Source organism: Microvirga sp. HS2, from assembly GCF_055792805.1.
Genome location: NZ_JBVVAJ010000004.1, coordinates 44,398 through 57,531, shown reverse-complemented (window position 1 = coordinate 57,531; position 13,134 = coordinate 44,398). Strand labels below are relative to the sequence as shown.

Annotated in this window: 12 protein-coding genes; 8 read left to right on the top strand and 4 right to left on the bottom strand. The window is 64.4% G+C overall.

The genetic code is table 11. The features are described 5' to 3' along the window. Window positions 1-376 precede the first annotated feature (376 nt). The 3 genes from ACS5Q0_RS05295 (at window position 377) to gltX (ending at window position 4,095) form a co-directional block, all read left to right on the top strand. A complete protein-coding gene (locus tag ACS5Q0_RS05295; protein ID WP_473125729.1) occupies window positions 377-2,110 on the top strand; it encodes an NAD+ synthase in 1,734 nt (577 codons plus the stop codon). Window positions 2,111-2,124: 14 nt separating this feature from the next. Beyond that, the gene (locus ACS5Q0_RS05290) at window positions 2,125-2,688 is read left to right on the top strand and encodes a hypothetical protein (protein ID WP_473125563.1); all 564 of its coding nucleotides are present in this window, start codon (window positions 2,125-2,127) and stop codon (window positions 2,686-2,688) included. A 66-nt stretch (window positions 2,689-2,754) separates the two neighbouring features. Then, the gene (gene gltX, locus ACS5Q0_RS05285; RefSeq protein WP_473125562.1) at window positions 2,755-4,095 is read left to right on the top strand and encodes a glutamate--tRNA ligase; all 1,341 of its coding nucleotides are present in this window, start codon (window positions 2,755-2,757) and stop codon (window positions 4,093-4,095) included. A 122-nt stretch (window positions 4,096-4,217) separates the two neighbouring features. Here the strand turns inward: gltX and ACS5Q0_RS05280 are convergent, their stop codons facing one another. The 3 genes from ACS5Q0_RS05280 to ACS5Q0_RS05270 all read right to left on the bottom strand — a co-directional run bounded on the left by ACS5Q0_RS05280 (window position 4,218) and on the right by ACS5Q0_RS05270 (window position 7,223). Then, window positions 4,218-4,979: an ABC transporter permease gene (locus tag ACS5Q0_RS05280; protein WP_473125561.1), complete on the bottom strand. Its 762-nt coding sequence runs from the start codon at window positions 4,977-4,979 to the stop codon at window positions 4,218-4,220. Then, a complete protein-coding gene (locus ACS5Q0_RS05275) occupies window positions 4,976-5,947 on the bottom strand; it encodes an ABC transporter ATP-binding protein (protein ID WP_473125560.1) in 972 nt (323 codons plus the stop codon). Before ACS5Q0_RS05275 ends, ACS5Q0_RS05280 begins: the two co-directional genes overlap by 4 nt. 151 nt (window positions 5,948-6,098) lie before the next feature. Beyond that, complete coding sequence (locus ACS5Q0_RS05270; protein ID WP_473125559.1) at window positions 6,099-7,223, bottom strand: DUF2865 domain-containing protein; 1,125 nt, start codon at window positions 7,221-7,223, stop codon at window positions 6,099-6,101. Between the two features lie 244 nt (window positions 7,224-7,467). Here ACS5Q0_RS05270 and ACS5Q0_RS05265 point away from each other — a divergent pair, with 244 nt between their 5' ends. Further along, complete coding sequence (locus ACS5Q0_RS05265) at window positions 7,468-7,974, top strand: CreA family protein (RefSeq protein WP_473125558.1); 507 nt, start codon at window positions 7,468-7,470, stop codon at window positions 7,972-7,974. Between the two features lie 132 nt (window positions 7,975-8,106). Here ACS5Q0_RS05265 and ACS5Q0_RS05260 read toward each other — a convergent pair whose 3' ends face one another. Next, on the bottom strand, window positions 8,107-8,433 hold the full coding sequence (locus tag ACS5Q0_RS05260; protein WP_473125557.1) for a hypothetical protein: 327 nt from the start codon (window positions 8,431-8,433) through the stop codon (window positions 8,107-8,109). A 293-nt stretch (window positions 8,434-8,726) separates the two neighbouring features. On the opposite strand from ACS5Q0_RS05260, the gene cysS reads away from it, so the two are divergent. From cysS to ACS5Q0_RS05240, 4 genes are all read left to right on the top strand, one after another. Continuing rightward, window positions 8,727-10,196 carry a cysteine--tRNA ligase gene (gene cysS, locus ACS5Q0_RS05255; RefSeq protein ID WP_473125556.1) on the top strand — a complete coding sequence of 490 codons (1,470 nt, stop codon included), beginning with the start codon at window positions 8,727-8,729 and terminating at the stop codon, window positions 10,194-10,196. A 127-nt stretch (window positions 10,197-10,323) separates the two neighbouring features. Next, entirely contained in the window at window positions 10,324-10,833 is a 510-nt protein-coding gene (locus tag ACS5Q0_RS05250) for a GNAT family N-acetyltransferase (protein ID WP_473125555.1), read from the top strand. Next, window positions 10,830-12,425, top strand: a complete 1,596-nt coding sequence (cimA, locus tag ACS5Q0_RS05245; protein ID WP_473125554.1) for a citramalate synthase — start codon at window positions 10,830-10,832, stop codon at window positions 12,423-12,425. Before ACS5Q0_RS05250 ends, cimA begins: the two co-directional genes overlap by 4 nt. A 232-nt stretch (window positions 12,426-12,657) precedes the next feature. Next, complete coding sequence (locus ACS5Q0_RS05240; protein ID WP_473125553.1) at window positions 12,658-13,107, top strand: DMT family transporter; 450 nt, start codon at window positions 12,658-12,660, stop codon at window positions 13,105-13,107. Window positions 13,108-13,134 lie beyond the last annotated feature (27 nt).

The following is a 13,134-nucleotide window of genomic DNA, read 5'->3' as shown; positions in this document are numbered from 1 at the left end:
ACGCAAGAAAAGGGGCGCCATGAGCGCCCCTTTTACTGTCATGGGTGAATGATACGCGACAATAGAACTTAGCTCAGCCAGCCCATGAAGTAGAGAATCAGGATGATCGGAAGAGGAATACCGATCAGCCAAAGCAAACCACCCTTCAACATCGTTGCCTCCATTGCATAAAACGTGTGGGTACAACGACCTGAGCTGTATTGGGTTCCAAGGACTTTCGGGCGTACCCCCGGCTTCCGCACCAAGCCCACTTCTCTCCATCATCCCCGGGGCAAGCCCGGCCATGACGATTGCGGGCATCCCAGGAGCCAACAGCAGGGGAACGTTCCCGCTTCGCATTGCTGCGCACCCGGCGGCGCGCTACTTCTCGGGGACCATGGTTCAGAACACGCTTAAAATCGCTCTCGCGCAGCTCAATCCGATCGTCGGCGACGTCGCCGGCAACGAGGAGAAGGCCCGCCGCGCCCGTGCCGATGCCGCCCGCAAGGGGGCCGATCTCGTGATGTTCGCCGAGCAGTTCCTCGCGGGCTACCCGGCGGAGGATCTCGTGCTCAAGCCCGCCTTCCAGGACGTATGCCGCGCCGCCCTCGAGCGCTTGGCCCGCGAGACGGCGGATGGCGGTCCGGGTATGCTCATCGGCCTGCCGTGGCGGGAGGGGGACGAGCTCTACAACGCCTATGCGCTTCTCGACGGCGGCTCGATCTCGGTCCGCTACAAGGTGGACCTGCCGAATTATGACGTGTTCGACGAGAAGCGGAACTTCGATCCAGGCCCGATGCCGGGGCCCGTGAACTTCCGCGGCATCCGCATCGGCATTCCGATCTGCGAGGACATCTGGACCGGCGACGTGGTCGAGTGCCTGGCGGAAACGGGCGCGGAGCTGCTGCTCGTGCCGAACGGCTCGCCTTATCACCGGGGCAAGACGGAGGAGCGCTTCAACATCGCCGCCGCCCGGGTGACGGAAAGCGGCCTGCCGCTCGTCTATCTCAATCAGGTCGGCGGCCAGGACGAACTGGTCTTCGACGGCGCATCCTTCATCCTCAACGCCGATTGCTCGCTGGCCTGCCAGCTTCCGGCCTTCGAGGAAACCGTGGCCCTGACCCAGTGGGAAAAGGGCGAGGAGGGGTGGGTCTGTCGCGAGGCCCCCATGGCCACGATCGAGGAGGCGGGGCAAGCCGATTACGCCGCCTGCGTCCTGGGCCTGCGCGACTACGTGGAGAAGAACCGCTTCCCCGGCGTGGTGCTGGGCCTCTCCGGCGGCATCGACTCCGCCATATGCGCCGCCATGGCGGTGGATGCGCTCGGGCCCGAGCGGGTGCATTGCGTGATGCTGCCCTACCGCTACACCTCCGGCCAATCCCTGAAGGACGCGGAGGATTGCGCCCGCGCCCTCGGGGTGCGCTACGACATCCTGCCCATCGCCGAGCCGGTGGAAGGCTTCGAGACCGCGCTCCAGCCGCTGTTCGCGGGCAGGGAGCGCGACATCACGGAAGAGAACCTTCAGAGCCGGGCGCGCGGCACCATCCTCATGGCGATCTCGAACAAATTCGGGGCCATGGTGGTGACCACCGGCAACAAGTCCGAGATGTCGGTGGGCTACGCCACGATCTACGGCGACATGAATGGCGGCTTCAACCCGATCAAGGACCTCTACAAGATGGAGGTCTACCGTCTGTCCGACTTGCGCAACCGCTGGAAGCCGAAGGGGGCCCTCGGCCCCGATGTCATCGTGATCCCCGAGAACATTCTCACCAAGGCGCCCACGGCGGAGCTTCGCGAGAACCAGAAGGACCAGGATTCCCTGCCGCCTTACGAGGACCTCGACGAGATCCTGCGCGGCCTCGTGGAGGAGGAGCTCCGCGTCTCCGAGATCGTCGCCAAGGGCTATGACCCCGAGGTGGTGAAGAAGGTGGAGCGGCTGCTCTACCTCGCCGAATACAAGCGGCGGCAATCCGCGCCGGGCGTGAAGGTGACGCGCAAGAATTTCGGCCGCGACCGGCGCTACCCCATCGTGAACCGCTTCCGGGACCAGGGCCTCGCCGCTCACCAGAAGGACGAGGCCCTGGAACGCGCCATCGGCAAGCCGCGCATGGGTTCGATGGATGTTTAGGGGTAAAGACTGACGTGTCGATCTGGTCAGCCGTCGCTCAAAGGCTCAAGCGCCAATCCGACGCGCCATATGTTCCGGTGCCGCGTGTAACCCCTGAGGGTTCCTGGGTTGAGCTGGCGAAGCGAAAAAAGGAGATCGGGCAGGAGCTGAGGGCTCGCCTTTATCTCTTCCGCGAAAAGCTGATCCTGTGTCCTGTGGCGGGAATCGTGGAGGTTGGAGAGCCAACCGTTGTTCAAGTTGATATTGCAAGCAGCGATCTTGGTCTTTTGGTGTGCGATCACCTTCTTCAGTTCAGACCGCAGACACCCCGGCTGGAGCGGACAAGAAAGGCCTCGGACTGGAAGGCATACCAGGTGTCGGGCGCAAAATCTGTCCGGTCATTCCAGGAGAATGTATGGTTTGTCCATGTGGAAACCAGGAACACCGCAATTTTGGTCAATGCCGGCCCCTTCAATAGTCTGCACGGAGAACTCACGGTCCAGGGCACGGCTGGCTTTGGCCCCCATGAAGAGATCGGTGCCGTTGTAATGAGAGCCTTGAAAGCGGCATCGGTCCTGCGAGATGGCGGAGTCCTTTGACGGTATATCGGCTGAAAACTTTTTCCGCGACTTGCGCTAACTGGCTTGCTTCGCCATAGGGTTATCATGTCCAAGCCCATCGTTCGCTTCGCCCCGTCCCCGACCGGGCACATCCATATCGGCAATACACGCGTGGCCCTGCTCAACGCGCTTTTCGCGCGCCGGGAAGGGGGCACCTTCATCCTGCGCTTCGACGACACGGATCTCGCGCGCTCGAAGCAGGAATATGCGGATTCCATCGAAGCCGATCTGAACTGGCTGGGCATTGCGCCCGACATCGTGGTGCGCCAATCGGAGCGTTTCGCGCTCTATGACGCGGCGGCGGAACAGCTGAAATCGACCGGCCGTCTCTATGCCTGCTACGAGACGCCGGAGGAGCTGGAGTTTCGCCGCAAGCGCCAGCTCTCGCGCGGACTGCCTCCGATCTATGACCGCGCCGCCCTGAAGCTCACGGACGAGGAGCGCGCCAAGCTCGAAAGCGAAGGGCGCAAGCCCCATTGGCGCTTCCGCCTCGACCCTGTGAACGTGGCATGGAACGATCTCGTGCGCGGCGATTGCCACGTGGACTGCAGCTCTCTCTCCGATCCGGTGCTGGTGCGCGAGGACGGGACCTATCTCTATACGCTTCCGTCCGTCGTCGACGACATCGACCTGAAGATCACGCACGTGATCCGGGGCGAGGACCACGTCACCAACACGGCGGTGCAGATCCAGATCTTCGAGGCGCTCGGCGCTGCCATTCCCACTTTCGCGCATCACAGCCTGCTGATCACCGCGAGCGGCGAGGGGCTCTCCAAGCGCCTCGGCCATCTCTCGGTGAAGGGCTTGCGCGATGCGGGGCTCGAGCCGCAGGCGGTGGCTTCGCTCGCGGTTCTCGTCGGCTCGGCGGAGGCGGTGCGCCCGGTCGCCGATCTCAACGAGCTCGCCAGGCTCATCGACTTCTCCCACATCTCCCGCGCGCCTGCGAAATTCGACGAGAGCGAGCTGGAGCATCTCAACGCACGCCTCATCCACGAGATGCCCTACGAGGCCGTACGCGAGCGCCTCGCCGCGCTCGACGCGGATCTGGGTGAGACGTTCTGGATCGCGGTACGGGGCAATCTCACGAAGGTGCGGGACGTGGCGGAATGGGCCAAGGTCGTGCGCGGCCCGGTGACGCCCGTCATCGAGGACAGTGCCTTCATCGATGCGGCGTCAGACCTTCTGCCGGACGCGCCGTGGGATGGGTCGACCTGGAAGGCCTGGACCGAAGCCGTGAAGGCGAAAACGGGGGTCAAGGGCAAGGCCCTGTTCATGCCCCTGCGGCTTGCGCTCACCGGCCTCGATCACGGCCCCGAACTCGCAAGCCTCCTGCCGCTGATCGGTCCCGAGCGCGCGAAGGCGCGTCTGTCGGGGCAGGCGGCGTAGAGCGCACTGCCTCTCCCGTCATGCCCGCACTCGTTGCGGGCATCCATGTCTTTACCCAGCGGTGCGGTTCTCAAGACGTGGATGGCCGGGTCAAGCCCGGCCATGACGACGAGGGCGGTGCCTTACGCCTTGATCTTGTAGCCCGTCCGGAAGATCCACCAGATCGCGGCGAGGCAGATCAGCATGAAGAGAAACGTCATGCCGAGGCTGATGCCCACATCCACGTCCGAGACGCCGTAGAAGCTCCAGCGGAAGCCGCTGACCAGATAGACCACCGGGTTGAACAGGGCGACCTTCTGCCAGAAGGGCGGCAGCATGTTGATGGAGTAGAAGCTGCCGCCGAGGAAGGCGAGCGGCGTCACGATCATCAGCGGGACCACCTGGAGCTTCTGGAAGCTGTCGGCCCATACGCCGATGATGAAGCCGAAGAGGCTGAAGGTGACGGAGGTCAGCACCAGGAAGGCGACCATCCAGACCGGATGCTGAATGGAGAAATCCACGAAGATCCGCGCCGTGACGAGGATGATGGCGCCGATGATCACCGATTTCGTGGCGGCCGCGCCCACATAGCCGATCACCGTCTCGATGGCGGAAATGGGCGCGGAGAGGATCTCGTAGATGGTCCCGGTGAATTTCGGCATGTAGATGCCGAACGAGGCGTTCGAGATGCTCTCCGTCAGGAGCGAGAGCATGATGAGCCCGGGCACGATGAACGCGCCGTAGCTCACGCCGTCGATATTGGCCATGTGCGATCCGATGGCCGAGCCGAAGACGATGAAATAGAGCGAGGTCGAGAGAACCGGCGACGCAATGCTCTGCATGATCGTGCGCCAGGTGCGCGCCATCTCGAAGAGGTAGATGGCCTTGATGCCGTAGACGTTCACGGGCGCCCCCTCACCAGGCTGACGAAGATGTCCTCGAGCGACGACTCGGAGGTGCGAAGATCCTTGAAGTCGATGCCGTGCTCGTTGAGCCGGCGCAGGAGCGTGGCGATGCCCGTCTCCTCGCTCTGCGTGTCGAAGGTGTAGATCAGGTCGGCTCCGTCGGCCGAGAGCTGCAGATTCTCGGATTGCAGGTCGGCGGGCAGGGCTGTGAGCGGGCTCTGCAGATGCAGGGTCAGCTGCTTCTGGCCGAGCTTCTGCATCAGCACGTGCTTGTCCTCGACAAGCACGATCTCGCCCCTGTTGATCACGCCGATCCGGTCGGCCATCTCCTCGGCTTCCTCGATGTAATGAGTGGTGAGGATGATGGTGACGCCGCTCTCGCGCAGGCCGCGCACCATGTTCCACATGTCCCGCCTGAGCTCCACGTCGACGCCGGCGGTCGGCTCGTCCAGGAACAGGATCTTCGGCTCGTGCGAGAGGGCCTTGGCGATCATGACGCGGCGCTTCATGCCGCCCGAGAGCGCCATGATCTTCGTATCCTTCTTCTCCCAGAGGGAGAGGTCCTTCAGGATCTTCTCGATATAGGCGGGGTTCGCGGGCTTGCCGAAGAGCCCGCGGCTGAAGCTGACCGTCGCCCACACGCTCTCGAAGGCGTCGGTGGTGAGCTCCTGCGGCACGAGGCCGATCTTGGTGCGGGCCGGGCGATAGTCGCGGATGATGTCGTGCCCGTCCGCCGTGACCGTTCCCGTGCTCGGATTGACGATGCCGCAGACGATGCTGATCAGCGTCGTCTTGCCCGCGCCGTTGGGGCCCAGCAGGGCAAAGATCTCGCCCCGGCGGATCGTGAGGTCGATGTTGCGCAGGGCCTGGAACCCGGAGGCATAGGTCTTGGACAGGCCGGAGACCGAGATGATCGGGTCGGGCCCGCCGGAGGCTTGCGGCATATGAGGGTGGTCGAGCGGTTTCATGGGGCGCTTGATAGCACAAAAACGGCGCGCGAACTCCCCCGCGTCATGCCCGGCCTTGTGCCGTGCACCCACGTCTTTCCTGCACGGGAAGCTCAAAGACGTGGATGGCCGGGGCAAGCCCGGCCATGACGGAACCGTCATGGCGACAGAATCAGTTCTGCGGGTTCGGCACCGGGATGAGATTCGGCGCGATCACGCGCACGGTCTTCTTCTGGCCGTTTCCGGCGACGACTTCCTGCTGGTTGCCCTCGTTCTCGCCGACGATCCGGGTGCTTTCGATGGATTGCGGGCCGATGCCGGAGGATTCCTTGCTGGCCGTCGGGGCAGCGGCGGCGCTTTCGGCGGCGGCCTTCTCTTCTTCGTCCGCCTTCTTCTCGGCGGCCTTGCGGGCCTGCACGGCCTTCGGACGCGACATTTCCTCCGCCTTCTCGGCGGTGACGATCACATCGCCCTTGCGTTGCGAGAGCATGCTTTCAGCCTTGCGCAGGACCACGGCCCAGCTCTCGCCCTGCCGCTTGCAGGCGCAGCTCTCGTCGAAGGTCTTGCGGAACTTGAAGGCGTTGGCGAGCGACGTGTAGGGCTTGTTGCCCGCGAGCGAGACCGCGCGGGTCAGGCCCTCGTCGCCGCCGGGATAGGCATAAGCCGTCGTCTCCGTGCCGGGGCAGAGGGCCTGGCACATCTCGTCCGCGCTCTGCTGCCCGCCGGGCGGGCTGGTGAGCGGGAAGAAGGCGCCGTCGCAGGACTTCACGCAGATGAGGCGTCCGCCGCCGAGGGCCGGCTGCCCTTCGTCGGCGATGATCGGCTGGCCTTCGGGCATGACCTGCTGCGGCTGCTGACCGCGCGGCGGGCCGAAGAGCGATTCGAAGAAGCCGCGAGGCTGCTCGCCCGAGCAGCTCTGCTGCACGGCGGCCTGGAGCTGGCGGCGGCGCGCGTCGACCTCGGAGGGGTCGACGGCCTGAGAGGCCAGACGGGCATAGCCGGCCTCGAGCTGCCGGATCTGCGCCGCGATGGAGCCGCACTGGGCCGGGGCGGGGCCCGCCAGGAACCCTAAGGGGCCGCGCTCGCAGCCGATCGAATTGTAGTATTGGACCAGGCGGTTGATCTCCGCCCGCTGGGCCTGCATCTGCCCGGTCGGCGCTCCGCCTCCGCTGCGCTCGAGATTCGCCAGCTCCGCGCGGAAGCGCTGGCACTCGGCCGATTGGGCGAAGGCGGCCTGTCCGGCGGCCAGAAAGGCCGTCACGGCGAGGAGGGTGCGGAGAAGGAATGTCTTTGTCATCAAGCTGATCGCAGAGCTCGGGTCCGATACGGCGTCATGGTCAAGATCTGCCTGGTCATGTGACGCCGGAATTGGGCCCTATTGTGATTACCCTCTCGCAGGCCTCCGGTGAAGCTGCAAGACGGCAGGATGCATGTATCCTCATCCGGCTCCGGGAGCAAATAAGGTTGCGGGGCTTTCCCGGCTCTCGTCAAAGGCGGGCGGCATCCCCACATGTCAGCGTAACAATTTGGAGAGAACGGGAATGCTCGCTCGAATCGCTCTGGTCCTTGCCCTCGTCGCGGGAGGCGCTACGGGCGCCTTGGCCCAGGAGCCGGATCTGATCTTCAAGAAGTCCACCGTCTGGCGGGCGCTGACCCCCGACGACAAGCTCGCCGTCTACGGGATCGACGATCCCCTCGTGGAGGGCGTGGCCTGTCATTACACGACCCCGGAGCGGGGCGGCATCTCCGGCACGTTCGGCGTGGCCGAGGAGGTGTCCGACATCTCGCTCTCCTGCCGCCAGATCGGCCCCGTCAAGTTCAAGCAGCGTTTCGGGCAGGGCGATGTGGTGTTCAGCGAGCGCCGCTCGCTCATCTTCAAGAAGATGCAGATCGTCCGCGGCTGCGACGCGAAGCGCAACACATTGGTCTACATGGTCTATTCGGATCGGCCCATCGAGGGCTCGCCCAAGAACTCGACCTCCTCCGTGCCGCTCATGCCCTGGGGCACGGAAACCCCGCCCAAATGCGGAGACTGGCTGAATAAGTAAGGCAGTCTTTGCTTCTGCCGTCATGCCCGGCCTTGAGCCGGGCATCTACGCCTTGAGACCCGCGGTGCACCAAAGACGTGAATGGCCGCAACAGGTGCGGCCATGACGTGGAGTGGCGGAAGGGATACCAGATCAGTTCAAGCAGGTGACCGCGACAGGGCGGAGTTCGTCGGTCCCGACCGAGACCTTCTGGATCGAGCCTGTCGTCTCCTCGGGCCGGACCTGCCGGAAGGAGACCGCCCGGGCGTACCCTTGAGCCTCGCACCAGGTGTCTGCCACAACTTGGCCACAAGCCTGGTTTGAGATGAGGCATTCCGCGACGCCGTAGCCATCGGCGGCGGGAACGAGGAAGGTGGCTTCGGTCGATGAGGCCTGCGTGCCGTCGGAAAGCAGCGTCAGGGACGCGGCTGAAATGAAGACGGCAGTGCCCAACCCGAGCACGGCATATGCGCGGCGCATAGAAAACCTCATCGATTGAATAGGTGCTTTACTATCACGGCAGGCCGTGAATAAAGGTCTAACGGGTTTGGTTAAGACCCGTTTCTTGCATGGATGCAAATGCAATGTGCTTCCCGGCACGGGAACCTTGACGCCTGCTCCGGGACGGGGCATTGATGATCTCATGAACACGGCAACGATCCTCATTTCCGGGATTATTTGCGGCTAGCGACCACGCTGGCTGGAGCCGTCTCGTTCTCATTCCAAGAATGAAACCAATCTCCGGCCTTGTGGCCTGACAGGGACCTGGTTTCATGGCGCCTCAGCTGAAGCTCTACAACACGCTCACCCGGTCGAAGGACCCGTTCGTCCCGATCGATCCGGAGAACGTGCGCATGTATGTCTGCGGCCCCACGGTCTACGACTACGCCCATATCGGCAACGCCCGCCCCATCATCGTCTTCGACCTTCTGTTCCGTCTTCTGAGACATGTTTACGGTCCGGAAGCGGTCACGTATGTGCGCAACATCACGGATGTGGACGACAAGATTAACGCCCGCGCCGCCCGCGATTACCCGGGCCTGCCCCATAACGAGGCCATCCGCGAGGTCACCCGGAAGACCGAGGAGCAGTTCCACGCCGACATTCGGGCCCTGGGCGTCCTCATGCCGGAGGATGTGAACGAGCCCGGCCAACGGCCGAGCTTCGTGGAACCTAGAGCCACCGAGCACATCGACGAGATGCGCATGATCATCGAGCGCCTGATCGAACGGGGTACCGCTTACGTGGCAGAGGACCACGTGCTCTTCTCCGTCGCCGCCATGCAGACGCTCCCGAACGTGCCGAAATACGGCGCTTTCTCGAAGCGCTCCCTCGACGAGCTGCTCTCCGGCGCCCGGGTCGACGTGGCTCCCTACAAGCGCGATCCCATGGATTTCGTGCTCTGGAAGCCGTCCGGCCCGCAGGATCCGGCTTGGCCGTCGCCCGCCGGCATCAAGACCCCGGGCCGCCCCGGCTGGCACATCGAGTGCTCCGCCATGTCGTGGAAGCACCTGATCCAGGCTTTCGAGAGCAGGCTGTCCTGCTCCGACCCGACGGCGCGCGAGATCTTCGACATTCACGGCGGCGGCATCGATCTCGTGTTTCCCCATCATGAGAACGAGATCGCGCAGAGCTGCTGCGCGTTCGAGACGCCGCGCATGGCCAATGTCTGGATGCATAACGGCTTCCTGCAGGTCGAAGGCGAGAAGATGTCGAAGTCGCTGGGCAACTTCTTCACCATCCACGACCTGTTGAAGGACTGGCCGGGCGAGGTGCTGCGCTTCAACATGCTGCGCACCCATTACCGGCAGCCCATCGACTGGACGGCGAAGGGACTCGAGGAGAGCCAGAAGACCCTCGACCGCTGGTACGAGCTTGCCGGCCACGGCCAGGCCGTGCGGCTGTCGGATCACATCGTCGAGGCTCTCGCGGACGACCTCAACACGCCGAAGATGCTCGCGGAGCTGCATGCTCTCGACGGGCAGGGCGCCCATGAGGAGCTTGGCGCGAACCTGCGCGCCCTGGGCTTCCTTCTCGAAGGGGCGGAGGGTTGGAAGGCCCGCAAGCAGGCCGCGCTTGCCGTCGATCCCGCTTTGGTCGAGCGCCTGATCGCGGCGCGGAAAGAGGCGCGCGCCGCGAAGAACTGGACCGAGTCCGACCGCATCCGCGACGAGCTCGCGGCGCTCAACGTCGTGGTGAAGGATAACAAGGACGGCACCACCACCTGGGAGGTCGCGCGATGAGCCTCGATGCTCTTCACCGTCATGGCCGGACCTGTTCCGGCCATCCACGCCTTTGCCGCGATCGAGACGTGGATACCCGGGTCGAGCCCGGGCATGACGAGAGCGTTTCTCAGGAAAGGGCTTGCTGATGGGACAATCGATGCCGAAACCGGGACTGCGCCCCTTCCTTCCCGCCGATCTTCCGACGCTCGTCGAGATCTTCCAGGCGAGCATCGAGGAACTGACGGGCGAGGATTACAGCGAAGCCCAGCAGGAAGCCTGGATGCTCCAGGCGGAGGACGAGGATTTCGCCGGGAGGCTCGCGAAGAATCTCACCCTCGTGGCGACGGTCGAAGGCTCGCCCGTCGGCTTCATCGCGCTGAAGGACAACGAGCTGATCGAGCTCTTCCACGTTCATCCCGCCGTGGCGGGGCAGGGCATCGGCGCCATGCTCTACGATGCGATCGAGAGGCTCGCGACGGCGCGCGGCGCCGCGCGCCTCGTGGCGGAGGTCAGCGACAACGCGCAACCCTTCTTCCAGAAGCACGGGTTCCAGCCTCAGCGCCGCAATACCCTGTCGCTCGGTGACGAGTGGCTCGGCACCACCACCATGGAAAAGCGCCTCGCCCCCGTCGAGGATAGGAAAATGTCGTCATGAGCCGCGAGCGCGTCTATCTCTTCGACACCACTCTGCGCGATGGTGCGCAGACCACCGGCGTCGACTTCTCGCTGGAGGACAAAAGGGCCATCGCGACGCTCCTCGACAGGCTCGGCATCGATTATGTGGAAGGCGGCTATCCCGGCGCGAACCCGCTCGACACCGCCTTCTTCGCGGAGAAGCGCACGAAGAACGCCAAGTTCACGGCGTTCGGCATGACGAAGAGAGCCGGACGCTCGGTCTCAAACGATCCCGGCGTGTCCCTGCTCCTCGACGCCGCTGCCGATGCGATCTGCTTCGTCGCCAAGGCCTGGGACTATCACGTGCATGTGGCGCTCGAGACGACGCTCGAGGAAAACCTCGCCGGCATCCGCGACAGCGTCGAGGCCGCGCGCGCGAAGGGCCGCGAGGTGATCGTCGATTGCGAGCACTTCTTCGACGGCTACAAGGCCAATCCGGATTTTGCGCTCTCCTGCGCGAGGACCGCATACGAGGCGGGGGCGCGCTGGGTCGTGCTCTGCGACACCAATGGCGGCACGCTGCCCCACGAGGTGACTGAGATCGTGAGCGCCGTCACGCAAGTCGTGCCGGGCGCGCATCTGGGCGTTCACACGCACGACGATTGCGGCTGCGCCGTCGCCAATTCGCTCGCCGCCGTGGAGGCGGGCGCCCGGCACCTCCAGGGCACGCTCAACGGCCTTGGCGAGCGCTGCGGCAATGCGAACCTGATCACGCTCATCGGGGCCTTGAAGCTGAAGGATTCCTACGCTTCCCGCTTCGAGCTCGGCGTGACGGACGAGGCCGTGAGCCAGCTCACCCACGTGTCGCGTCAGGTGGACGAAATCCTCAACCGCCAGCCCAACCGTCACGCGCCCTTCGTCGGCGCGAGCGCGTTCGCCACCAAGGCGGGCATCCATGCCTCCGCCGTGCTGAAGGATCCTCGCACCTACGAGCATGTGGAGCCGGAAGTCGTCGGCAATGCGCGCAAGGTCCTGGTCTCGGTTCAGGGCGGACAATCGAACATCCTGGCAGAGCTCAATCGTTGCGGCTTTTCGCTGGAGAAGGGCGATCCGCGCATCGCCCGCGTGCTCGACGAGGTGAAGCGCAAGGAATCCGAGGGCTTCGCCTTCGAGGGGGCGGATGCTTCCTTCTACGTGCTGGTGAAGCGGATCCTGGGGGAGGTGCCGGCCTTCTTCGACGTGGAGCGCTTCTCGGTGAACGTGGAGCGCCGGTACAACGCGATGGGCGAACTCGTCACCGCGTCGGAAGCCATCGTGAAGGTGCGGGTGGGCGATGAGGTCCTCATCTCGGCCGCCGAAGGCAACGGTCCAGTGAACGCACTCGACGTGGCCCTGCGCAAGGATCTCGGCAAGTATCAGCACCTGATCCAGGATCTGGAGCTGGTGGACTACAAGGTGCGCATCTACCAGGGCGGCTCGGACGCCGTGACCCGCGTCCTGATCGAGTTCGCCGATGCGTCGGGCGAGCGCTGGACCACCATCGGCGTCTCCGCCAACATCATCGACGCATCCTTCCAGGCCCTGATCGATTCCATGATCTACAAGCTCCTGAAGAGCGGGGCGACGCTTTAGAGAATGGGGCACTCTCCGCTTCTTCGTCATCCCCGTCCCCGGACTTGATCCGGGGATCAGTCCCGGGGATCCCCGTCTTTTGTGACGCAGCGTTTCCAAGTCGTGGACGGCCGGGGCGAGCCCGGCCATGATGACGAGCGAGCGGAAAACCGGGCCGCTTTTTTGGGGGTGACGTGCCCCCCGAGCCCGCCCAATGCGTTATGAACCGTTCAGACACAGACCGAGACGATCCATGAACATCTCACTCCTGCTGCCGATTTCAGGCATTCTTCTCGGCGGCGTCTTCCTGTCGTCGCAGGCTCCCATCAACGCGGCGCTGGCGCGCTCGCTCGGCGATCCGCTCATGGCCGCCTGCATCTCGTTCGGAATCGGCTTTGTGATCCTCGCCGTCATCAGCGCGTTTCGCGGAACCTTGCCGTCAGGCGGCGCCATCGCGTCCGCGCCGTGGTGGTCCTGGCTCGGAGGGCTTTTGGGAGCGTTCTATGTGGCCATCGTGATCTGGGGTGTGCCGCAGCTCGGCGCGGTCAGCACCGTGGCGGCGCTCGTGTTCGGGCAGGTGGTCGCCGCCCTCGTTCTCGATGCCGTCGGGGCGTTCGGATTGCCGGTGCAGGAGATCTCCTGGCAGCGCGTCGTGGCGGCGCTGCTCATCCTGAGCGGCCTCGTCCTATCGCGCGCGGGATAGGACGGTTCCTCATCGTCTGATGGCTTC